This window comes from Polaromonas sp. (assembly GCF_049790275.1).
Taxonomy (GTDB): domain Bacteria; phylum Pseudomonadota; class Gammaproteobacteria; order Burkholderiales; family Burkholderiaceae_C; genus Polaromonas.
The window spans coordinates 70,657-91,746 of the sequence record NZ_JBAQYR010000092.1 but is presented as its reverse complement, the minus strand read 5'-3'; the positions used below and the strand labels follow the sequence as shown (position 1 = coordinate 91,746).

General features: G+C 64.3%; 19 protein-coding genes. 9 read left to right on the top strand and 10 right to left on the bottom strand.

The window, feature by feature from the left end; genetic code table 11:
- Positions 1 to 13: 13 nt before the first annotated feature.
- Genes phnE through phnC form a run of 3 tightly spaced genes read right to left on the bottom strand, consistent with a single transcriptional unit; the run spans position 14 to position 2,721 of the window.
- The gene (gene phnE, locus WA904_RS12660) at positions 14 to 823 is read right to left on the bottom strand and encodes a phosphonate ABC transporter, permease protein PhnE (protein WP_425197480.1); all 810 of its coding nucleotides are present in this window, start codon (positions 821 to 823) and stop codon (positions 14 to 16) included.
- Between the two features lie 19 nt (positions 824 to 842).
- Positions 843 to 1,817 (bottom strand): phosphonate ABC transporter substrate-binding protein, encoded by a 975-nt coding sequence (gene phnD / locus WA904_RS12655; protein WP_425197479.1) that lies wholly within the window; start codon positions 1,815 to 1,817, stop codon positions 843 to 845.
- Between the two features lie 40 nt (positions 1,818 to 1,857).
- Entirely contained in the window at positions 1,858 to 2,721 is an 864-nt protein-coding gene (phnC, locus tag WA904_RS12650; RefSeq protein WP_425197478.1) for a phosphonate ABC transporter ATP-binding protein, read from the bottom strand.
- A 140-nt stretch (positions 2,722 to 2,861) separates the two neighbouring features.
- On the opposite strand from phnC, the gene WA904_RS12645 reads away from it, so the two are divergent.
- The 5 genes from WA904_RS12645 to WA904_RS12625 all read left to right on the top strand — a co-directional run bounded on the left by WA904_RS12645 (position 2,862) and on the right by WA904_RS12625 (position 9,302).
- A complete protein-coding gene (locus WA904_RS12645) occupies positions 2,862 to 4,361 on the top strand; it encodes an AMP nucleosidase (RefSeq protein ID WP_425197477.1) in 1,500 nt (499 codons plus the stop codon).
- Between the two features lie 197 nt (positions 4,362 to 4,558).
- On the top strand, positions 4,559 to 5,953 hold the full coding sequence (locus WA904_RS12640; protein WP_425197476.1) for an efflux transporter outer membrane subunit: 1,395 nt from the start codon (positions 4,559 to 4,561) through the stop codon (positions 5,951 to 5,953).
- A 51-nt stretch (positions 5,954 to 6,004) separates the two neighbouring features.
- Entirely contained in the window at positions 6,005 to 7,324 is a 1,320-nt protein-coding gene (locus tag WA904_RS12635) for an efflux RND transporter periplasmic adaptor subunit (protein WP_425197475.1), read from the top strand.
- The gene (locus WA904_RS12630) at positions 7,321 to 8,094 is read left to right on the top strand and encodes an ABC transporter ATP-binding protein (protein WP_425197474.1); all 774 of its coding nucleotides are present in this window, start codon (positions 7,321 to 7,323) and stop codon (positions 8,092 to 8,094) included. The genes WA904_RS12635 and WA904_RS12630 overlap by 4 nt, the downstream gene beginning before the upstream one ends.
- The gene (locus tag WA904_RS12625; protein ID WP_425197473.1) at positions 8,094 to 9,302 is read left to right on the top strand and encodes an ABC transporter permease; all 1,209 of its coding nucleotides are present in this window, start codon (positions 8,094 to 8,096) and stop codon (positions 9,300 to 9,302) included. The genes WA904_RS12630 and WA904_RS12625 overlap by 1 nt, the downstream gene beginning before the upstream one ends.
- A gap of 147 nt (positions 9,303 to 9,449) precedes the next feature.
- Here WA904_RS12625 and tcuB read toward each other — a convergent pair whose 3' ends face one another.
- The 5 genes from tcuB to WA904_RS12600 all read right to left on the bottom strand — a co-directional run bounded on the left by tcuB (position 9,450) and on the right by WA904_RS12600 (position 15,140).
- Positions 9,450 to 10,610, bottom strand: coding sequence for a tricarballylate utilization 4Fe-4S protein TcuB (tcuB, locus tag WA904_RS12620; protein WP_425197472.1), 1,161 nt, complete (start codon positions 10,608 to 10,610; stop codon positions 9,450 to 9,452).
- Positions 10,597 to 12,006 carry an FAD-dependent tricarballylate dehydrogenase TcuA gene (gene tcuA, locus WA904_RS12615; RefSeq protein WP_425197471.1) on the bottom strand — a complete coding sequence of 470 codons (1,410 nt, stop codon included), beginning with the start codon at positions 12,004 to 12,006 and terminating at the stop codon, positions 10,597 to 10,599. Before tcuA ends, tcuB begins: the two co-directional genes overlap by 14 nt.
- 294 nt (positions 12,007 to 12,300) lie before the next feature.
- Positions 12,301 to 13,293: a Bug family tripartite tricarboxylate transporter substrate binding protein gene (locus WA904_RS12610; protein ID WP_425197470.1), complete on the bottom strand. Its 993-nt coding sequence runs from the start codon at positions 13,291 to 13,293 to the stop codon at positions 12,301 to 12,303.
- A gap of 46 nt (positions 13,294 to 13,339) precedes the next feature.
- The gene (locus tag WA904_RS12605) at positions 13,340 to 14,095 is read right to left on the bottom strand and encodes an SDR family NAD(P)-dependent oxidoreductase (RefSeq protein ID WP_425197469.1); all 756 of its coding nucleotides are present in this window, start codon (positions 14,093 to 14,095) and stop codon (positions 13,340 to 13,342) included.
- Between the two features lie 112 nt (positions 14,096 to 14,207).
- A complete protein-coding gene (locus WA904_RS12600) occupies positions 14,208 to 15,140 on the bottom strand; it encodes a LysR substrate-binding domain-containing protein (RefSeq protein WP_425197468.1) in 933 nt (310 codons plus the stop codon).
- Between the two features lie 359 nt (positions 15,141 to 15,499).
- Here WA904_RS12600 and WA904_RS12595 point away from each other — a divergent pair, with 359 nt between their 5' ends.
- Complete coding sequence (locus WA904_RS12595; RefSeq protein ID WP_425197467.1) at positions 15,500 to 15,811, top strand: hypothetical protein; 312 nt, start codon at positions 15,500 to 15,502, stop codon at positions 15,809 to 15,811.
- A 70-nt stretch (positions 15,812 to 15,881) separates the two neighbouring features.
- Here WA904_RS12595 and WA904_RS12590 read toward each other — a convergent pair whose 3' ends face one another.
- Together WA904_RS12590 and purT are read right to left on the bottom strand one after the other, a co-directional pair.
- Positions 15,882 to 16,991, bottom strand: a complete 1,110-nt coding sequence (locus WA904_RS12590) for a mechanosensitive ion channel family protein (RefSeq protein WP_425197466.1) — start codon at positions 16,989 to 16,991, stop codon at positions 15,882 to 15,884.
- A gap of 10 nt (positions 16,992 to 17,001) precedes the next feature.
- On the bottom strand, positions 17,002 to 18,228 hold the full coding sequence (purT, locus tag WA904_RS12585) for a formate-dependent phosphoribosylglycinamide formyltransferase (protein WP_425197465.1): 1,227 nt from the start codon (positions 18,226 to 18,228) through the stop codon (positions 17,002 to 17,004).
- A gap of 198 nt (positions 18,229 to 18,426) precedes the next feature.
- Here purT and WA904_RS12580 point away from each other — a divergent pair, with 198 nt between their 5' ends.
- From WA904_RS12580 to WA904_RS12570, 3 genes are read left to right on the top strand one after another with little or no spacing between them, the layout of a single operon-like run.
- A complete protein-coding gene (locus tag WA904_RS12580) occupies positions 18,427 to 19,272 on the top strand; it encodes a siderophore-interacting protein (protein WP_425197464.1) in 846 nt (281 codons plus the stop codon).
- A gap of 51 nt (positions 19,273 to 19,323) precedes the next feature.
- Positions 19,324 to 20,283: an ATP-binding cassette domain-containing protein gene (locus tag WA904_RS12575; RefSeq protein ID WP_425197463.1), complete on the top strand. Its 960-nt coding sequence runs from the start codon at positions 19,324 to 19,326 to the stop codon at positions 20,281 to 20,283.
- Positions 20,280 to 21,089, top strand: a complete 810-nt coding sequence (locus WA904_RS12570; protein ID WP_425197462.1) for an ABC transporter permease — start codon at positions 20,280 to 20,282, stop codon at positions 21,087 to 21,089. Before WA904_RS12575 ends, WA904_RS12570 begins: the two co-directional genes overlap by 4 nt.
- Position 21,090 lies beyond the last annotated feature (1 nt).

The following is a 21,090-nucleotide window of genomic DNA, read 5'->3' as shown; positions in this document are numbered from 1 at the left end:
AAGTTACCAGGAATCAAACCAGCGCTTTGCGGATGCGCGCCGAGATCAGGTCGATGATGCTGACCGTGACCACGATGATGATCATCACGGCGCAGGTCTCGGCGTACTGGAAGCCGCGGATGATTTCCCACAGCACCACACCGATGCCACCGGCGCCCACCATGCCAACCACGGAAGCGGAACGCACATTGGACTCGAAGCGGTACAGGGTGTAGGAGATCCACAGCGGCAGCACCTGCGGAATCACGCCATAGCAAATTTCTTCCAGGACATTTGCACCGGTGGCCCGTATGCCCTCGACCGGCTGCGGATCGATCGATTCGACGGCTTCCGAAAACAGCTTGGCAAGAATGCCGGTGGTGTGAACCCAGAGCGCCAGCACCCCGGCAAAAGGCCCCAGCCCCACCGCCACGATGAACAGCATGGCAAACACCATTTCGTTGATGGCGCGTGCTGCGTCCATGAGCCGACGTACCGGCTGGCGCACCCAGACGGGCGCGATGTTCTCCGAGCACAGCAGACCCAGAGGGATGGCGCAGACTACGGCAAGGGCGGTGCCCCACAGCGCAATCTGCAACGTCACCACCATCTCCTCCAGGTAGTAACGCCACTCCTTGAAGTTGGGCGGGAAGAAGCTGGAGGCGTACTGCGCCATATTGCCGGAGTCGCGCCACAGGTCTGCCGGGCGCATTTCGGCGCCCTTCCACGACGCCGCAAGCAACGCGATCAACACGCCCCAGGCCAGCAGCGCCACCAGGTTGGCGCGCGGCGGCGCCGGAGGAAGACCGGGCACGACGGAAAGATGCGGGTTATGGGCGTTCACGGCGTTGTTACCCGACCGATCAGCCGGCCTGCTGCAGCTCGGCCAGCTTCTTGTTGATGGCGTCGAGCTTGGTCGCCTTCTCCTGCGGATTAACCGTGGCGTCGGCCTCCAGCTTGGTCTTTTCCTTGAACAGCTCCAGTTGGCGGATGGGCGAAAGCTGCGCGTTGCTGGATTCGCGGAAACCGCCGAGCACGAGCTTATTCAGGATCGCCAGTTCGCGGGCCGAGTCGCTGCCCTTGCCATAGGAAAGCAGGAAGGCCTTGATCTTTTGTTTGCTGCCCTCGTCCAGATCCTTGCGCCACACGATCGGGTCGCCCGCGATTAGCGGCGACTTCCACACGATGCGCAGCTTGGAAAAAACCTCGGGCGAGCGCTTCTCGATGCGCTCCAGCACGTCGGAGCTGTGCACTGCGGCGTCGACCTGCTTGTTGGCCACGGCCATGATGTTGGATTCGTGGTTGGCGCCGCGAATGTTCTTGAAAGTGCCCTTGGGGTCGAGATTGTGCTTGGCGAAAACGTAGTAGCTGGGGACCATGAAGCCCGAGGTGGAGTTGGGGTCACCGATGCCGAAGCTCAAGCTCTTCGCATTTTTGAGCACGTCGTCCAGCGTGTGGTACGGGCTGTCCTTGTGCACCGAGATCATCGACCAGTAGCCGATCGAGCCGTCCACATTGACGACCTGCGAGAACACTTCGCCGTTCGCGCGGTCCACGGCTTCGATGCCCGACTTGTTGCCAAACCAGCCGACCTGCACCTTGCCGAAGCGCATGGCCTCGATCACGCCTGCGTAGTCGGGCGCGAAGAAGGCGTTGACCTTCAGGCCGGTGCGCTTTTCCATGTCCACCAGCAGCGGCGCCCAGTCCTGCTTCAGATTCTGGCTCGACTCAGTGGAGATGATGCCGAAGTTGATTTCCTTGATGTCTTTGGCTTGGGCCCAGGCGGCCCCGGTGGTCACGGCGGCCAGCGCCAGCATGGCGACGAGTTTCTTGAACATGATGGGTTCCTTGTGAATGTGAAAGAAAGAAGAAGGGGTTTCAGGCCGCCTGCGGCAGCGGCTGCGTCCAGGCCGGCGCGGCCGGGGGCTTGCGGGCACCATGCAAGCTGCCGATATGGTCGCCCAGCGAGAGGATTTCATCGGCTTCCGCGCCGTACAGTTCACGCAGCAGCTGCGGCGTCAGCGCCGACGACGGGCCGTCGTAGACCACGCGGCCGTGATGCAGTGCCACCGTGCGAGCGCAGTAGCGCATCGCCACGTTCACCTGGTGCAACGAGACGACCACCGTGCAACCGTCCTCGCAGTTGACCTTGGCCAGGATATCCATGACCTTGCGCGAAGATTCCGGGTCCAGCGAGGCTATCGGCTCGTCGGCCAGCACGACCCTGGCACCCTGCACCATGGCGCGCGCAATGGCCGCACGCTGCTGCTGTCCGCCCGACAGCGTAGACGCACGTTGCGCGCAACATTCGGCAATGCCGACACGGCGCAGGGCTTCGATGCCTCTGGCCTTTTCCTCAGATGTGAACCAGCGGATCAGGCTGCGCCACATGGGCACCCTGTGCAGCGTACCTGCCAGCACATTGATGATGACCGGCAGCCTGCCCACCAGATTGAACTGCTGGAAAACAAAGCCCACGCCGGATCGGACCGAGCGGATGTCGGAGGCAATCTTTCCATCACGCTGGACGGTTCTGCCGTAAATCTCTATAGAGCCCTTTGTGTCTGTATCGCTGGCCATCAACCCGGCCATGTGTCTGAGCAGGGTGGATTTGCCGGAACCGGAAGCGCCTATCAGCGCAACCATCTCGCCCGGCGCAATGCTCAGGTCCACCTGTCTCAGGGCCTGGCGGCCATTGCCGAAGGTCTTGCTCAGTGTATTGATTCGAATGGCAGCTTCCATGGTCTCTCCAAGTGTTGAACCGTGTTGAATCTAGGGTCGCAATGTGTCGTTTTGATGTCAGTTCCGGCATCGGGTGCCGCCTCGGGGCCCGGATGCCCCGCCTCCGGACAGGCCCGACGGAGGCGGGGCACAATAAGCCCATGCCTTACCTGCCTGCTTTCATCGCCCCCACCCGTTACACCGACCCCGTTGCCGCCCTGGCCCAGGTGCGGCTGATTTATGACCAGCAGATCGCCCACCTGCGCGACGCCATGCACCGTTATGTGGCCGGGGAAACGCTGCCCGGCCATGTGCGGGCCTGTTACCCCTTTGTGCGGGTACAAACCGAAACGGTGGCGCGAGCCATCCTGGAAACGCCTGACATTTCCCAGCTCAGTTATGGTTTTGTGGCCGGGCCGGGCCGCTTTGAAACCACGCTGACGCGGCCCGACCTGTACGGCAACTATTACCTGGAGCAGTTCCGCCTGCTCCTGCAAAATCATTCGGTCGAACTTGAAGTGGGCACTAGCACCCAGCCGATTCCCGTGCATTTCTCGTTTGCCGAACATGACCATATCGAAGGCAACCTCAGTGCCGACCGCCGCATGCTGATGCGCGATGTGTTCGACCTGCCGGACCTGGCCGCCATGGACGACGGCATCGCCAATGGCACCTATGAACCGCGGCCCGGCGAGCCGCAGCCGCTCTCACTGTTCACCGCCGCCAGGGTGGACTACTCATTGCAGCGCCTGCGCCACTACACCGGCACCTCGCCCGAATGGTTCCAGAACTTTGTGCTGTTCACCAACTACCAGTTCTACATCGATGAATTTGTGCGCCTGGGCCATGAGGAAATGGCTCGCCCCGACAGCGACTACATCGCCTTTGTCGAGCCCGGCAATGTGGTGACGCGCCGCGCCGGCCTGCCACCCGTTGCCGGCGACGAACTGGGCATGGCGCCGCCGCGCCTGCCGCAAATGCCGGCCTACCACCTGATGCGCGCCGACCGCACTGGCATCACCATGGTCAACATCGGCGTCGGCCCGGCCAATGCCAAGAACATCACCGATCACATCGCCGTGCTGCGGCCGCATGCCTGGATCATGCTGGGCCATTGCGCGGGGCTGCGCAACAGCCAGCAGCTGGGGGACTACGTGCTCGCGCACGGCTATGTGCGCGAAGACCACGTGCTGGACGAAGAGCTGCCGCTGTGGGTGCCGATTCCTGCGCTGGCAGAAATTCAGGTGGCGCTGGAACGCGCCGTGAAAGACGTCACCCATCTGGAGGGCTCCGACCTGAAACGCATCATGCGCACCGGCACCGTGGCCTCCACCGACAACCGCAACTGGGAACTGCTGCCGGGCAACCAGCCGCAGCGCCGCTTCAGCCAGAGCCGCGCGGTCGCGCTGGACATGGAAAGCGCCACGATTGCCGCCAACGGTTTCCGTTTTCGCGTGCCCTACGGCACGCTGCTGTGTGTCAGCGACAAGCCCCTGCACGGCGAGATCAAGCTGCCCGGCATGGCCAACCACTTCTACCGAGAACGTGTGGACCAGCACCTGCGCATCGGCATGCGCGCGATCGAACTGCTGCGTGCACAGGGCAGCACGCAACTGCACAGCCGCAAGCTGCGCAGCTTTTCGGAAGTGGCCTTCCAGTAGTCCGGAGACGCACCCTTTCCGTGCCGTCTGGCCGGTGCATGGACGTTCTGCACCCACGATGGTTCATCAGGCGGTCACACCTTTACACAACTTGACGGAGCGCAAGCAAACACGTCATTCGAAGAGCCAATAATGTGCTTTATGCATATGTCTGGTTTTGTCGCACAGTGACGCCCTCCTCCTCCAGACTCCGCCCGATGCACACCCCGTTGCTTCTGGCACTGGCCGTGCTGCTGTCCGGCTGCGCATCCCCGTCGCCGCGGGCCACTGTCCTGCCCCAGGCCCAGGTGCCGGTGGCCTGGTCCGGCGGCGGCGCCACGCCAGCCGCGGCCACTTCGCTCGCGCAGTGGTGGCAACGCTTCGACGACCCCATGCTCGGCAGTCTGGTGACCCAGGCCTTGCAGGCCAATACCACGGTGCGCTCCGCGCAGGGGGCGCTACAGCAGGCCAGAGCACTGCGCGATGTCAGTTTTGCCAATCTGCTGCCCAAACTGAGCGCTGCGGGCTCAGCCCAGCGCAGCAAGTCGGGAAGCAGCGAGGCGAGCAATCTGTTCAAGGCGGGTTTTGATGCCAGCTGGGAGCCGGATGTGTTTGGCGGCAAGCGCAGCGCCCTGAACGCCACCGAGGCCGACGCCCAGGCAGCGCAGGCCAGCCTGGCCGATACACAGGTGTCCATTGCCGCCGAGGTGGCGGTGACTTACATCGAATTGCGCGGGCTGCAAGCGCGTCTGGCGATTGCGCGCAACAACCTCGCCAGCCAGAACGAAACGCAGCAGATCACCGACTGGCGGGTCCAGGCGGGGCTGGCGTCCTCGCTCGACCTGGAGCAGGCCCGTGCCGCCAGCGCGCAGACTAATGCGGAAATTCCGACGCTGCAAACCAACGCCGCGCAGGCGCAGCATAGCCTGGCGGTGCTGACCGGCCAGGCGCCCGGCGCGTTGCGGGCCCTGTTGACGACCACCGGCCCCCTGCCGCAGGCTCCCAGTGAACTCGCACTCAGCATTCCCGCGGAAACTCTGCGCCAGCGACCGGACGTGCGCGCGGCCGAGCATCGCATCAGCGCCGCCCTGGCGCGGGTATCGCAGGCTGACGCCGCGCGTTACCCGGGTTTTCAGATCAGCGGATCTCTCGGCCTGAGCGCCTTGAGCCTGGGCTCACTCACCACCACCGGCACCGTGGTGAACGCCTTGCTGGCCAGCGTTTCGGTGCCGCTGTTTGACGGCGGCGCGGCGCGCGCCCAGGTGCGCGCGCAGGAGGCGGCGCTGGAACAGACGCGCGTGAGCTACCAGGCGACGGTACTGACTGCGCTGAAAGACGTGGAAAACGCGCTGGTGTCGCTGCAAGGCAACCGGGAGCGACTGGCCCGGCTGCAGACGGCGGCCGATGCAGCAACCAATGCTGACCTGCTGGCCCGCCAGCGTTACACCAGTGGCCTGATCGACTTTCGCGCCGTGCTGGAAACCCAGCGCACGCTACTCTCGACACAGGACAGCGTGGAGAGCACCCGGGCCAGCCTGAGCGCTGACCATGTGCGCCTTTACAAGGCGCTGGGCGGCGGCTGGACGCCCGAGCTGGAAACCGCCACGCGTTGACAGACATGCAGATACGACCCGAAAAACTGTCTCCCATCACAAACACCGACCATGAACAGCCCGACCCCACCTGCATCCACGCCATCTGCCGTTGATCTGCAGACCCTGCTGAACGAGGACCGCGCGCGCCCCTGGTGGCAGCGCCCCACGTCCTGGCTCATCGCCGCGGCCCTCCTCATGCTGGCAGCGGGCCTGGCCTACTGGCTGGCGCAAAAAAAGACCAGCGCCGCGCCGCACTATGTGACCGAAACGGTCCGCAAGGGCAACCTCACACTCAACGTGCTGGCCAACGGCACGCTGCAACCGACACGCTCGGTGAACATCGGCAGCGAACTCTCGGGCACGGTCAAGCGCGTGCTGGTGGACGTGAACGATCGCATCAAGAAAGGCCAGGTGCTGGTCGAGCTGGACACGGCCAAGCTGGCCGACCAGGTGCTGCGCTCGCGCGCCTCGCTGGCGGCCATGCAGGCCCAACTAGCCCAGAGCGCTGCCACGCTCAAGGAGTCACGCGCCAGCCTGGCCCGCTTCGAGGAAGTGGCCCGTCTGTCCGGCGGCAAGGTGCCATCGGCGACCGAGCTTGACAGCGCCCGCGCCAGCGTGGACCGCGCCGTGGCCGCCGAGGCCAGTGCACGCGCCAATGTGGCCGAGGCGCGCGCCGCCGCCTCCACCGACGAGACCAACCTCGCCAAGGCCTCGATCCGCTCACCGATTGACGGCGTGGTCCTGACACGCACGGTCGATCCGGGCAACGCCGTGGCCGCCTCGCTGCAGGCGGTGACGCTGTTTACCGTGGCAGAAGATCTGGCTCAATTGCGGCTGGAAGTGAACGTCGACGAAGCTGACGTGGGCTCGGTCAAGATCGGCCAGAAGGCCAGCTTCACCGTCAGCGCCTATCCGTCACGCCGTTATCCGGCCACCATCACCCGCGTGGCGTTCGGCTCCACCAAAACCGACAACGTGGTGACTTACGTGACCTATCTGGAGGTAAACAACACCGATCTGAGCCTGCGCCCCGGCATGACGGCGGCAGCCACCATCGTCGCCACCGAGCGCATCGGCGTGCTGCTGGTGCCCAATACTGCGCTGCGCTTCACGCCCACGCTGGCCAACAGTCCCGTCGCCTTAGCGCCCAGCGGCAGCATTGTGTCCAAGCTCTTGCCACGCATGCCCGGCACGAGCGCACGCAAGCCCGCCGACACCACGGGCGGCGCGGGGACCCGCCAGGTCTGGGTGCTCAAAGACAACCAGGCGACGGCCGTTTCCGTGAAAACCGGCATCAGCGACGGCCGCATGACCGAAGTCACTGGCGATGGCCTGCAGGAGGGTATGGCCGTCATCACCGACCAGCAGACCGCCGGCGCAACGCCATGAGCGACGCCGCCCGCGGCCTGCCGCTGATCCGCCTGCGCAACATCACCAAGGTGTATGGCGAAGGTGCGACGGCGCTGCAGGCCCTCAAGGGCGTTGATCTGGACATCGAAGCCGGCGATTTTGTCGCCATCATGGGCCCCAGCGGCTCGGGCAAGTCCACTGCCATGAATACCATGGGCTGCCTGGACACGCCGACAGCGGGCCAATACCTGTTCCAGGGTGTGCATGTGGAATCGCTCACGCGCGACCAGCGCGCCCTGCTGCGACGGCGTTTTTTCGGCTTTGTGTTCCAGGGCTTCAACCTGCTGGCGCGTACCACGGCCCAGGAAAATGTGGAGCTGCCGCTGCTGTACCGCGGCGAATCAGCGGCGGCCCGGCATGCGGCGGCGGCCAGGGCGCTGGCCTCCGTCGGGCTGGCGGGCTGGGAGCATCACACGCCTGCCGAGCTGTCGGGCGGTCAGCAGCAGCGCGTGGCGATTGCGCGCGCCATCGTCACAGAGCCCGCCGTGCTGCTGGCCGACGAGCCCACCGGCAACCTGGACACCCAGCGCAGCCGCGAGATCATGGAGTTGCTGTGGCACCTCAATGCGGACCAGGGCATCACAGTGCTGATGGTCACGCACGAAGCCGACATGGCAGCCTATGCCAGGCGCATCGTGCGTTTTGTCGATGGTCTGGTGGCCAGCGACATCCGCAATGAACACCCGGCCGGCCTGCAGGCGATGGAAACGGCCGCCCCTGTCGCCTCGCCCATGACGGAGACCCGCTGATGCTGCTCAACACGCTGCTGCTGGCGTTGCGTTCGATCCGGCGCAACCTGATGCGCTCGTTTCTGACCATTCTGGGCATTGTGATCGGCGTCAGCGCTGTCATCACCATGGTGACGCTGGGTAATGGTGCGACGCTGGCGGTGCAAAACCAGATTTCCGGCCTGGGCACCAACCTGCTGCAGGTTCGCCCCGGCCAGCGCATGGGACCGGGCACGGGCGGCGCCACCGCACCTTCCTTCAGCGAGCTCGATGCCGATGCCATCGCCACGCAGATTGGCGGGATCGCAGCGGTCGCGCCCGAGGCGCGCAGCAGTTCCACCCTGGTGGCCAATGGCCGCAACTGGACCAGCAGCGTCATCGGCAGCACCAATGCCTGGCTGGACACCGGCAACTGGAAGCTCGGTGACGGGCGCATGTTTTCCGACGACGAACTGCGGGCCGGCGCGGCGGTCTGCCTGATCGGCGAGACCGTGCGGCGCGAGCTCTTTGGCACGCGCCCCGCCATCGGAGAACAGCTGCGCGTCAAACAGATTTCCTGCGAGGTGGTGGGCCTGCTGGCCTCCAAGGGCCAGGGCGCTTTCGGCAATGACCAGGACGACCTGGTGCTGGTGCCGATCAAGACGCTGCAGCGCCGCATCACAGGCAACACCCGCGTCAACACCCTGCTGGTGTCGATGAAGGACGGCAGCGACACCGACCGCCTGAAGGCCAGTCTGGCCCAGTTGCTGCGCGAGCGCCGCAAGCTGGCCGATGCCGACGAGGACAACTTCAACGTGCTAGACACCAAGCAACTGGCCGACACGCTGTCTGGTACGACCAAAGTGATGACCATGCTGCTGGGCGCGGTGGCCGCTGTCAGCCTGCTGGTGGGCGGCATAGGCATCATGAACATCATGCTGGTCAGCGTGACCGAGCGCACCCGCGAGATCGGCCTGCGGCTGGCGATAGGCGCGCTGGAGCGCGAGGTGTTGCTCCAGTTCTTGATAGAGGCGGTGGTGCTGGCGGCCCTGGGCGGCCTGATCGGCATCGTGCTGGCCACCGGCGCCTCGCTGGCGCTGGCGGCCGTGATGAATGTGCCCTACCTCTTCAACCCGGCCGTAAACCTGCTGTCCTTCCTGTTCTCCGCCGGCATCGGGGTGCTGTTCGGCTATTTTCCGGCCCGGCGCGCGGCGCGCATGGATCCCATCGACGCGCTGCGGCACGAATAAGGTGGAACTGCCCTCAAGCCAAAATTCAGGCATTTCATGCCATCAGCCCAAGTACAGCGGGCGCAACCAGCTACTGAATCAATAGCAACCCGGCATCTCTGCGCAAGCGACCGCAGCGCCCGCACTCAGGCGCTGCTGGTTTGCGCCTCAATCCCCACCAAGCTTCAGGGTGCCGGGCAGGCGCTTTTCAATGGCCCACTTGAGCAGGGCCGCGCTGCGGAAAATGCCGTGGGCAAATTTCCCATAGGGCAGGGTCAGGAACAAAGCCATCACCACGCCCAGGTGGACGGCCAGCAGCAGCGCCATGGCGCCGGTGTCGCGCCATGCCAGCAGTGCCAGACCGGTCAGGCTGGTGAAGAACAGCAGGGCAATGAAACCGCGGTCCATGGGCTTTTGCGCAGCGTCGCCATGCAGGAGGTGGCGACGCAGGTTGAGCCAGAGCAGGCCGGCCGGGCCGACCAGCAAGCCAATGCCGCCCACTGTTCCAAGCAGCACCGGCAGGCTGGTCAGCGCATAAGGTGCCTGCAGGCCCAGCAGGTAGTGGTACAGCGTGGCCACGCAGGTTGCGGCGAAACACAGCATAAAGCCATAAAAAGTGAAGTGGTGGAAACGCCGGCGCCACAGGGTGAAGGCATCGTCCGTTTCATTGCAGCCCTCGCCGTGCCCGCCATCGAGGTATTTCAGGCGCAGTACGTTCAGGCCGGCTTCACCCATGGCGACACCGCTGGCCTGGCCGGGCGAGATATCGCGCCAGAACCTGCGCACGCCCATTGCCAGAGCCAGCGCCGCAAACAGGAAGATGGGTGCAAACATCAGCACCAGCAGGTTGTGCGGAAAGATGGCGTAGAAATTCCCTGCCAGTGGCTCATGAAGCAGCGTGCCTTTGGCTCGCACAGCCAGCACCAGGAACAGCGCCAGCCCCGCGGCCAGCACCAGCGCTACGGTGAGGCCATTGCGCTTGTACAGGGCGCCCAGCGCGGACGGCCAGGCGTAGTCGGCATAGGTCTGGCCACGCACCTGGGCCATGGCCCGCGGCACGTTGACCGCAAACTCGTGCGGCGGCGCGTACTGGCAGGCATGCAGGCAGGCGCCGCAGTTGTGGCAGAGGTTGGCCAGGTAGTGAATGTCGGCCTTGCCGAACTCCAGCCGCCGCGTCATGGCCGGAAACACGGCGCAAAAACCTTCGCAGTAACGGCAGGCATTACAGATCTGCAACTGCCGGCTCACTTCCGATTCATGAGGTGTCGGCAGCAGCTCACCGAGCGCCAGCGCGCGGGCATCACGGGTCAGGGCTTCAAGCTGCTGCAAGATGCGCTCCCTGCCTGAGGGCGGCTCGCGCCGCCTGGGTGCCTGCGATGCGGCCGAACGCGGTACCGATCGACATGCCGACACCGGCGGTGTAGCCCTTGCCCAGCACGTTGCCGGCCATCATCTCGCCGGCGACAAACAGGTTGTCGCTGGGCTGGCCGCCGAAATGCACGGCGGCACTGTCGTTGACCTTCAGCCCCAGGTAGGTGAAAGTGATGCCGGGCTTGAGCGCGTAGCCATAAAACGGCGCGGTATCCAGCGGACGCGCCCAGTGGGTCTTGGCCGGCGACACGCCTTCGGTGTGGCAATCGTCCAGAGTCGTGTGGTCGAAGGTGCCGACACGGCAGGCGACGTTGTAGCCATTCAGGGTCTGCATGAAGATGGCCTCGTCCAGGCCGAGCTTGCGCGCGAGCTCGGGCAGCGAGTCGGCTTTGACACCGGGAAACACCGGCGGCATGAAACGGCCAATCGCCTTGGCATCGATGATGGAATAACCGGTCTGGCCGGGCTGCTGCGCGACCAGGCGGCCCCAGATCGCGTAACGCTTGGGCCAGAAATCCTCGCCCTCGTCATAAAACCGCTGCGCGCGCTGGTTGACAACCACCCCCAGCGACACGCAGTCGATGCGGGTGCAGATGCCGCCGTCGTACAGCGGCGCACGCGCATCGACAGCCACCATGTGGGCCTGCGTGGCGTCACCGATGCTGTCGGCGCCGTGTTCTTCCAGCATGTGCCTGAGCAGCACGCCCTTGTTGAAGGCCGTGCCGCGGATCAGGAAGTTGTCGGCCGGCCATTCACCGTCGGCATTCCGGCCCCAGGCCTCACGTAGCCATTCGCGGTTCGACTCGAAACCACCGGCCGCCAGCACGCAGGCCCCGGCTTCGATACGTTCATGGCCGGTCCACGCGGCCGCAAAGTGGCCGTCCCGGATTTCGAGACGGTCCACCGGCGCGTTGTAGCGGATCTGCACGCCGAGTTTTTCAGCGCTGCGGTAGTAGGCATTGACCAGCGCCTTGCCGCCCCCCATGAAAAACGCATTGGTGCGCGCCACATGCAGCGCGCCGGACAGCGGCGGCTGGAAGTGCACGCCGTGGCTGCGCATCCAGTCGCGGCATCCGGACGAGGCACGGATGGTCAGGCGCGCCAGGTGTTCGTTGGTCAGCCCGCCGGTCACCTTGAGCAGGTCCTGCCAGTACTCCTCTTCCGGGTAGGCGTCGATCAGCACATCCTGCGGCGCGTCGTGCATGCAGCGCAGGTTGCGCGTGTGCTGCGAATTGCCGCCACGCCACTCGGGTGGAGCCGACTCGAGCAGCAATACCGACGCCCCCGCCTCCCGCGCCATCAGCGCGGCGCACAGGGCCGCGTTACCGCCACCTATGACAAGAACATCAAGCATCGCGAAAAAACTCCATCAGCAATTCCATCCGGGAGACAAGAAAGAAAAGAACGCACGGAAAGGGTGTGAATTTCAGGAATGAACAGGCCGCCGGGAAACCTGTCACCGACTGCGATAGTCACTGTAGGGTTTGCCGGCGCCGGCCGACAGGGGGATGGCAGCATGGGGGCATCATGGATCGTGATGCCCTGTACCTGGCTGAGCGCTGTGCGAGCCGCTCAGGAAACCGTGAAAAAGCTGGTCAGGTCAGGCGCCCGGGAAGGCGTGGATCTTCTGTACCGGGCGCGCAGCCGCTCAGTCAGCCTTGATGTTGGCCCGCTTGACGATGTCGCTCCAGATCTTCTGTTCGCGTGCAATGAAGGCCGCAAACTCAGCAGGCGGCCCGCCACCACCCACAGCATTGTCAGAGGCGAAACGTTCTGTCACGGCCGAGGACTTGAGGGCCTTGAGCGACTCTTCCTGCAGGCGTTTCACCACATCTGCGGGTGTACCGGCCGGCGCGAGGATGCCGTACCACTGCGAGGTCTCGAAATCCTTGTAGCCCATTTCGGCCACGGTGGGCACATCGGGCAGATGGCTGATGCGCTGCTGGGTGCCCACCGCAATGGCACGCAGCTTGCCGCTGCGGATGTGCGCGCCCAGCGCCGGCATGCCGGCCGACGAGGCCTGCGTACGCCCGGATAGCAAATCCGTCAGCTGCGGGCCGGTGCCGCGGTAAGGGATGTGGGTGATGAACATGCCCGTGACCAGCTTGAGGTATTCCATCGCCAGGTGGCCGGCGCTGGCATTGCCGGCCGAGCCGTAGTTGAGCTGGCCCGGGTTCTTTTTGGCATAGGCCACGAACTCCTGGAAGTTTTTTGCCGGCACATCGGGATGGATCACAAAAACATTGGGTACCTTGGCCAGCAGCGTGACAGGAATAAAGTCCTTGTTCACGTCGTAGGGCTGGTTCTTCAGCATGTAGGGGTTGACCGCCAGCGTGCCCACATGACCGAGGATGATGGTGTGGCCATCCGGCGCCGACTTGGCAACTTCCTGCATGGCCACCGTGCCGGCCCCGCCCGGCTTGTTTTCGACATAAACACTTTGCCCCAGCTGTTTGCTGAGTTCTGCCGCGACCGAGCGGGCCACGATTTCGGAGGTACCTCCCGGTGCAAACGGCACCACAAACCGCACAGGCTTGGACGGCCAGGCCGCTTGCGCATGCAGTGATGGCATGGCCACCAGGGAAGCAGCAAGCCCTGCAGTCTGCAGGACTTTGCGCCGGGTTGGAAAGTTATCAGGCATGCAGAGGTCCCGTTCAATGAAGATTGTCCAGCTTAGGCTGCCAGATTCAAAACTGGTATCGGCGCAAACCCCCATCCACCGGAATCACCGCACCGGTGATGTAGCTGGCCAGCGGCGACGACAGGAAACACACCAGGTTGGCCAGGTCCTCCGGCTCGCCGTACCGCCCTACGGGAATTTCGTTGTCGCACTGCCACTGACGGTACTCGGGCGTGTAGTTGCGGAAAATCTGCTCCGAATGAATGCGGCCTGGCGGGATGCTGTTGACCGTGATGCCGTTTTTTCCGACCATGCGGCTCAGTCCCTTGGCCCAGCTGTGGATACCGGCCTTGGCACAGAACGCACCGTTGACGTGGTCGGGCTCGCTCTTGCCTGTGATGTTGATGATTCGGCCCCAGTTACGTGCAATCATCTGGTCCAGCAGCGCCTGTGCCACCTGGCGTGGACGGTGAAAGTTCAGGGTGATCGCCTCCTGCCAGCGATCCTCGCTGACATGCAGGTCGGCGAAGGAGCGCGAGCCGCCTGCGTTGTTGACCAGGATGTCCACCCGGCCCAGCCCGGCAATGGCTGCATCGGTCAGGGTTTTGGCCGCATCTTCGGCATACAGGTCGGACTCGATGACCACCGGCCTGGCCCCGCCGCGGCTGGCAATGTCGTCGGCCACCTCGTTGAGCAAGGCCACACGACGGGCCGAAATTGCGAGCCGCACCCCCTCGGCGGCGAGCGCGAGCGCAATCCCGCGTCCTATGCCGGTGCTGGCGCCGGTCACCAGCGCTGTTTTGTCTCCTAGCTGCAAATCCATGAGGTTTCCTCGGTGATGTTTGAACGGATCGATACCGAATCTAGCGCTGAAACCGGGCCGGGGAAAGCCGGTGTCCAGCATACGGCCATCACAAAGCGTGATGGCAACGCGCTCAGGCGACGGTCAACCGTGTTCCGACCCAGCGGCCGGAACGCACCGCCTCCGTCGCGCAGTCGGTCAACACCACCCGGGCGGCCAGACCGGCAGGCGAGAGTTCATCATCCGACAGGCTGCACAATGAATTGACACGCCGCGCCAGCGTATCCGTGATTTCCGTGAGATGAAAACGCTGGGGCCCATCGGAAAAGCGGCTCACCGCGGCCCACGGCTGCAGCGTGCAGCCCAGGCCGCTGTCCACCGCATCCATCAGCATGGCCAGCGAGTCGATTTCGGCCACCAGTGTCGGGGTGCACTTGGCGCGGGAGAAGGCGGCATCCAGCGTGCTGCGCAAGCCGTGCACGCCCGTGGGCAGGATCAGCGGGAACCCTGCTAACTGTGCAACGCCGATGCGGGCGCGCGGCTTGCCGGCCAGTGTCCGGCGCGACTGGATCAAAAACAGCTTCTCCTCCAGCAGGGGCATCACACTCCAGCGGCGCCCGGCCTGGGCGTTGAACAGCATGGCCAGGTCGAGCTGGCGCGCATTGAGCATGCCCGTCAGGTGGCCGGACAGGCTTTCCACCATATGCAGGCGCACGTCGGGGTAGCGCTCCCGCATGGCGCGGATCAGCGGCAGGCCCAGCACGGCGGCAGTGGTGGGCGCCAGACCGACACTGACACTGCCCGACAGGCGGGAGTGCTGCGCCGCCCGCGCCGCCTGCTCCGCATGGCGGAGCACCAGTTGCGCTTCGCGGAAAAAAGCCAGCCCCGCTTCGGTGGGTGTCACACCCTTGGGGCTGCGCTGCAGCAGCCGGGTGGAGAGTTCGCTTTCCAGCCGGCTGATCTGCTGGCTCAATGCGGATTGCACCAGGTCCAGGTCCAGCGCAGCACGGCTGATGCTGCCCAGCTCAATCACCCGGACTAGGTAGCGCAGTTGGCGTAATTCCATTGGCAGGTTCCTCGCTTGCGGGGTCAGGTCTGACATCACCTTTTGTGATGCCTGTCATCATCGCACGGCAGGGACAGACGCAACCGGACCGAGGTTCCCTCCAGTGAGACCTGTTTTGCCACCTGAGCAGCCGACTCAGATCACACAGAAGAAATCCGGGCAGTGTTTTCTTGACAAGGGTCAAACACAGGTTGCCCAAAGAGTCGCTCAATCGGAACTCGGTTTCAGCCGGTCTGTCCGTATGGCAAAAAAACCAAGACCGGCGGAACCCAGTCTGCGGATGCAGGGGGAAAGTTCCGCCAAGTGCATCCGCGGCATCCTCGCCGCTGGGGTTGCGGCCTTTTTAAGATGGAGTTTTCATGAAACCACTTTCACGCTCAATGTCGGTACTGCTGGTTGCCGCATTAACGGCGGGTACCGTTCTGGCCCAAGGTCCGTGGGCGGCCAACCGGAAGAACACTTGGGGTTATCAGCTCATGACGCCACAAGAGCGGACGGAGCATCAGGCCAGGATGCGCAGCTTCAAGACCTATGACGAGTGCAAAGCCTATCAGGAAGAAAACCATAAGCAGATGGAAGCACGTGCCAAGGAAAAAGGCGTATCTCTGCCCGCCATGCGGGCGGGTGGCCTCGGTTGCGACAACATGAAGGCGCGTGGCTACCTGAAGTGAGCCTGCCGTAGCGAGGAGAACATTGCCAGCCTGGCAGATGCGCCCTGGCCCGGCCTGATGGAACCTTGCTTCAAGCCGCCTGCGGTCCCTCGGTGTTGACCGCTTTGTCCTCCCGCCGGGTATCCGCCAGCTCCGCGCGCATCAGAGGCAAATGCTGCGGATATTCACGCTGCATGAAATCGACCAGCCCCTCGCGCACATGACAGCGCAGGTCCCAGTTACGTCCGGAGCTGGCCGAGGTCACCAGCAGGCGAAGTTGCATGGCGCCCTCGCCGGCTTCGGTGACCTGCAGCTTGCACAAGCGCCGGTCCCAGTCGGAGGAGGCCTCACACAGGCGTTGCGCCTCGACGCGCAGGGGCTCCATCGGCATGCGGTAGTCCACCCACAGGAAGACAGTACCGATGATGCTTGCGCCCTGTCGGGTCCAGTTCTGGAAAGGATGTTCAATAAACCACTGCAGCGGAACGATCAGCCGGCGTTCGTCCCAGATTTTCAGCACCACATAGGTTCCGGTGATTTCTTCCACCCGGCCCCACTCGCCCTCGACGATCACCACATCGTCAATGCGAATGGGCTGTGCCAGTGCAATCTGCAGCCCGGCAATGAGGTTGCTGAACACCGGGCGTGCCGCAATACCGGCCACCAGCCCGACCACGCCGGCAGAAGCCAGCAGGCTGGCACCGAACTGGCGCGCACCCGGAAAAGTCATGAGCATCAAGGCCAGGCCGGTCAACAGCACGACGAACATAACGGTACGGGCCAGCATGCGGGTCTGGGTGTGGATCCGGCGCGCCTGGAGGTTGTCTTCGACATCGACCGGGTGCAGGCTGATCACACCCTGCGCCACACCGCGCACGGCGCGCAGACCCAGCCAGGTCAGCACCAGCAGCAAGAGCAGGCCGTTGCCATGGCGCACACCACCTATCAGCGCAAGATCGTCGGGAGCACCCTGCCAGACAGCCTGCAGGGCCACCAGCGGCAGCAACAGCTGAGCGGGCCTTCTGCATTGCTTCACCACCATAGCTGCCACCGGCATGGAGCGCGTCAGCCGCAGCAGCAAGGCCGCCCCTGCACGGTGCACCAGCAAGGCCAGCACCACGGCAATGGCTGCAACCATCAGCAGACGCAGCGACGAGTCCTCTGCCCAGGCGAGTAATGTGATCAATTCCGGAAAATTCATGGGGATGCCGTCAAGCCACACGTGGCTTGACTTTCGAAGCTGCCAGCTTGGCGTTGATCCGCGCGGTTTGCACATCCCCGTCAAAAGCCAGCGCCACACCCATGCGGCGCTTGACAAAACTTTCGGGCTTGCCGAACAGGCGTATGTCGGTGTTCGGCACGCGCAGCGCGTCGGCCACGCCGTCGAACACAATGCCCTGCGCGTCGACGCCGCCATAGATCACGGCACTGGCGCCCGGGCTTTTCAATGCCGTGTTGACCGGCAAGCCGAGAATGGCCCGGGCATGCAGCTCGAATTCGTTTTGCCACTGCGTGCACATCGTCACCATGCCGGTGTCGTGCGGACGCGGGCTGACCTCGCTGAACCAGACCTGGTCGCCTTTGACGAAGAGCTCCACGCCGAACAAGCCCAGCCCGCCTGGCTGGCCATCGTGGCCGATGCCGAGGTTGTCGGTCACGGCCTTGCAGATCTCGCGGCTCTTCTGCAGGGCTTTCGAAGCCATGGGTTGCGGTTGCCAGCTTTCCACGTAGTCGCCGCTGACCTGCACGTGGCCGATGGGCTCGCAAAAATGGGTTTCAATCTGCCCATCGGCGCCCCTGGCCCGCACGGTGAGTTGGGTGATTTCATAGTCAAAGTCGATGAAGCCCTCGACGATGACGCGGCCGTGGCTCACGCGGCCGCCGGCCATGGCGTAGTCCCACGCCGTCTTGACGTCGGCCGGGCCAGTGATCTTGCTCTGGCCCTTGCCGGAAGAACTCATCACCGGCTTGACAACGCAGGGGTAACCAATTTTCGAATCGATGGCGGCCTGCAGCTCGGCCAGGGAATCGCAGAACACATAAGGGCTGGTCGGCAGGCCCAGGGTTTCGGCAGCCAGCCGGCGAATGCCTTCGCGGTCCATGGTCAGGCGCGCGGCGCGTGCCGTGGGCACCACGCGCACCACACCGGCCGCCTCCAGCTCTTCGAGCATGGGCGTGGCAATCGCTTCAATCTCGGGCACCACCAGGTGTGGCCGTTCTTTTTCAATCAGCGCCTTGAGCTGGGCCGGATCGCTCATGGTGATGGTGCGTGCACGGTGCGCCACCTGCTGGCCGGGCGCGTGGTCATACCGGTCGGTGGCAATGGTTTCCACGCCCAGGCGCTGCAGGGCTATCAGCACCTCCTTGCCGAGCTCGCCGGAGCCGAGCAGCATGACTTTGGTTGCGTGGGGAGACAAGGGGGTGCCGAAGGTGGTCATGGAATGTGCGGGGAGTGAAGGGTCAATGGTCAGGGGACGATGGCGCATCGCCGGGGATGACGCGCCGTAGCAAACACTTTACTGCACCCGCTGTGCCTGCCCTTAACCTTACGGGCCCAGGGTCTACGCCCTCCAGATGATAATTATTCTCATTGTCTGCAACCCCGCACCCCGCGTGACGCTCTACGGAAAGCCTGTGTGACCAACATTCCTGCTGCTCCCTCTTCTTCTGCTACCGCTTCCCGCACAGACCCCGGCACAGGCGAAGCCCCCAAACGCCAGCGCCGTCCGCCGCGCCGTGTGGAAGTGCGTCGCATTGAAGTGCTGAGTCCGGCCATGCGCCGCATCACGCTCGCCGGCGCCGAACTCGAAGGTTTCATGCCGGCCGGGCCCGCAAGCTACATCAAGCTGATCTTCCCGGAGCCCGGCCAGACCGAACCGACCCGGCCCCTGCCGGATGGCCCGCGCGCCGTCTCCATGCGTACCTACACGCCGCTGGCGGTCAGGCCGGAAGCCCTGGAGGTGGATGTCGATTTTGTGCTGCACGGCGAAGGCCCGGCCTCGAGCTGGGCTGCCCAGGCCAGCGTCGGCCAGGTGCTGTTCCTGATGGGCCCCGGCCCCGGCTACACGCTGGACACCGCAGCCGCGCAGCATCTGCTGATTGCCGACGACAGCGCACTGCCGGCGGTGGAAACCATCCTGGCCACCCTGCCCGCCACGGCCCGCGCACAGGTGCTGCTGGAAGTGATCAGCCATGCCGAGCAGCGTCCGCTGCACAGTGCTGCGCAGCTTGACGTGAGCTGGCTGGCACGCGGCACCGACCACCGGGCCGCAGGCGAGCCTCTGGTCAAAGCCTTGCGTGGCCTGCCGCCGATTGCAGCCGAAGCACGCATTTACCTCGCTTGCGAAGCAGCGGCGATGCGCCGCATCCGCCAGTTGCTTGTCGATGAGCTTGGCGTGAGTCGCAACCAGATCGTCGGCCGGGGTTACTGGAAACTCGACGTGGTGAACCACCCCGACCACGATTACGGTGACGACGCCTGAGGTTGCGATCACCCGTGGCTGTGCGTCCATGGAATGGGCAACAATAAGCCCATGAGCCATCCCCATCCTCTGGTTGCCATCCGGGGTCTTACCAAACACTATGGCAACACCGTGGTCGTTGATGACCTGTCGTTCGAGATCGCGCCCGGTGAATGCCTGGGGGTGATCGGCCCGAACGGCGCCGGCAAGACGACCACCATCCGCATGTGCCTGGGCCTGACGGCCCCCGACGCCGGCGACATCAGCTACTTCCTCAATGGCGGGGACAAAGGGCTGCGCATGCCCAGGGATGCGCTGGCGATCAAGACCCGGTTGGGTGTGGTCAGCCAGTTCGACACGCTGGACCCGGACTTCAGCTGCGCCGAAAACCTGCAGGTTTATGGACGTTATTTCGGCATGAAAGCAGCCCAGGTGCGCGCACGCGTGCCCGGGCTGCTGGAGTTTGCCTCGCTATCGCACAAGGCCGGCAGCAAGCCCGGTGAGTTGTCGGGCGGCATGCGGCGGCGCCTGAGCCTGGCGCGGGCGCTGGTCAACGACCCGCGTCTGCTGCTGCTCGACGAGCCGACCACCGGGTTGGACCCGCAGGCGCGCCACCTGATGTGGGAGCGCCTGCAGCTTTTGCTGCAACAGGGAAAGTCAATTCTGCTGACCACCCATTTCATGGACGAAGCAGAGCGCCTGTGCTCACGCCTGCTGGTGCTGGACCACGGCAAAAAAATCGCCGAAGGCAGGCCGAGAGAGCTGATCGCGCAGCATCTGGAGCCCGACGTGGTGGAGGTGTATGGCGTGGGAGCGCTGGACCTCGCCAGATCTGAAGAACATGCGGCACTCCGGGCGCTGGCCGCGCGGGTGGAAGTCAGCGGCGAGACCGTGTTTTTCTACACGCAGGATGCCCGCCCGCTGCTGGCCCTGCTGACAGTGCACAGCCAGCTTCGCACCCTGCACCGGCCCGCCAACCTGGAAGACCTTTTTCTCAAGCTCACAGGCCGTCAGATCAGGGAGGATGGATGATCAATCAGTCCCTGTGGAGAACGCCAGATTTGTCGCTGCGCTGGTGGCCCGTCTTCATGCGCAACCTGCTGGTCTGGCGCAAGCTGGCCATTCCCAGCCTGGTCGGCAACATTGCAGAGCCGCTGATGTGGCTGGTGGCTTTCGGCTACGGCATGGGCGCGCTGGTCGGTGAAATCAACGTGGGCGGTGACGGCGGCGTCAAGATCCCGTACATCCTGTTCCTGGCCAGCGGCTCGATCTGCATGAGCGCCATGAATGCCGCCAGCTTCGAGGCCCTGTATTCCGCGTTTTCGCGCATGCACGTGCAGAAAACCTGGGACGGCATCATGAACGCCCCGGTCAGCCTGGACAGCGTGTTGCTGGCCGAGATGCTCTGGGCTGCTTTCAAGGCCCTTTTCACGGTGACCGCCATCCTGGGGGTGATGCTGGCCCTGGGCATCAGCCACAGCCCCAAGCTGCTGCTGGCCTGGCCCATCCTGCTGCTGGTCGGCATGATGTTCTCGTGCATCGCGCTGATCTTCAACGCGCTGGCCAAGGGCTACGACTTCTTCACCTATTACTTCACGCTAGTGCTGACGCCCATGATGTTCCTGAGCGGCATCTTCTTTCCACGCGAACAGCTCCCGACCGTGGTGCGCATCATCTCGGACTGGTTGCCGCTGACCAACGCGGTGGAAATCATCCGCCCGATGTTCATGGACCAGTGGCCGGCTTCGCCCTGGCGGCACGGGCTGGTGCTGCTGGGCTATACCGTGGCCGGTTTCTGGATAGCCCTGGCTTTGACACGCAGGCGCTTCAAGGCCTGAT

Coding starts and splice junctions, on each gene's coding strand:
- WA904_RS12595 (WP_425197467.1), top strand. CDS start 15,500: ATGAAACCACTTTCACGCTCAATGTCGGTACTGCTGGTTGCCGCATTA.
- WA904_RS12605 (WP_425197469.1), bottom strand. CDS start 14,095: ATGGATTTGCAGCTAGGAGACAAAACAGCGCTGGTGACCGGCGCCAGC.
- WA904_RS12625 (WP_425197473.1), top strand. CDS start 8,094: ATGCTGCTCAACACGCTGCTGCTGGCGTTGCGTTCGATCCGGCGCAAC.
- purT (WP_425197465.1), bottom strand. CDS start 18,228: ATGACCACCTTCGGCACCCCCTTGTCTCCCCACGCAACCAAAGTCATG.
- WA904_RS12630 (WP_425197474.1), top strand. CDS start 7,321: ATGAGCGACGCCGCCCGCGGCCTGCCGCTGATCCGCCTGCGCAACATC.
- WA904_RS12600 (WP_425197468.1), bottom strand. CDS start 15,140: ATGGAATTACGCCAACTGCGCTACCTAGTCCGGGTGATTGAGCTGGGC.
- WA904_RS12645 (WP_425197477.1), top strand. CDS start 2,862: ATGCCTTACCTGCCTGCTTTCATCGCCCCCACCCGTTACACCGACCCC.
- WA904_RS12575 (WP_425197463.1), top strand. CDS start 19,324: ATGAGCCATCCCCATCCTCTGGTTGCCATCCGGGGTCTTACCAAACAC.
- phnC (WP_425197478.1), bottom strand. CDS start 2,721: ATGGAAGCTGCCATTCGAATCAATACACTGAGCAAGACCTTCGGCAAT.
- WA904_RS12610 (WP_425197470.1), bottom strand. CDS start 13,293: ATGCCTGATAACTTTCCAACCCGGCGCAAAGTCCTGCAGACTGCAGGG.
- WA904_RS12640 (WP_425197476.1), top strand. CDS start 4,559: ATGCACACCCCGTTGCTTCTGGCACTGGCCGTGCTGCTGTCCGGCTGC.
- WA904_RS12590 (WP_425197466.1), bottom strand. CDS start 16,991: ATGAATTTTCCGGAATTGATCACATTACTCGCCTGGGCAGAGGACTCG.
- tcuA (WP_425197471.1), bottom strand. CDS start 12,006: ATGCTTGATGTTCTTGTCATAGGTGGCGGTAACGCGGCCCTGTGCGCC.
- WA904_RS12635 (WP_425197475.1), top strand. CDS start 6,005: ATGAACAGCCCGACCCCACCTGCATCCACGCCATCTGCCGTTGATCTG.
- WA904_RS12570 (WP_425197462.1), top strand. CDS start 20,280: ATGATCAATCAGTCCCTGTGGAGAACGCCAGATTTGTCGCTGCGCTGG.
- phnD (WP_425197479.1), bottom strand. CDS start 1,817: ATGTTCAAGAAACTCGTCGCCATGCTGGCGCTGGCCGCCGTGACCACC.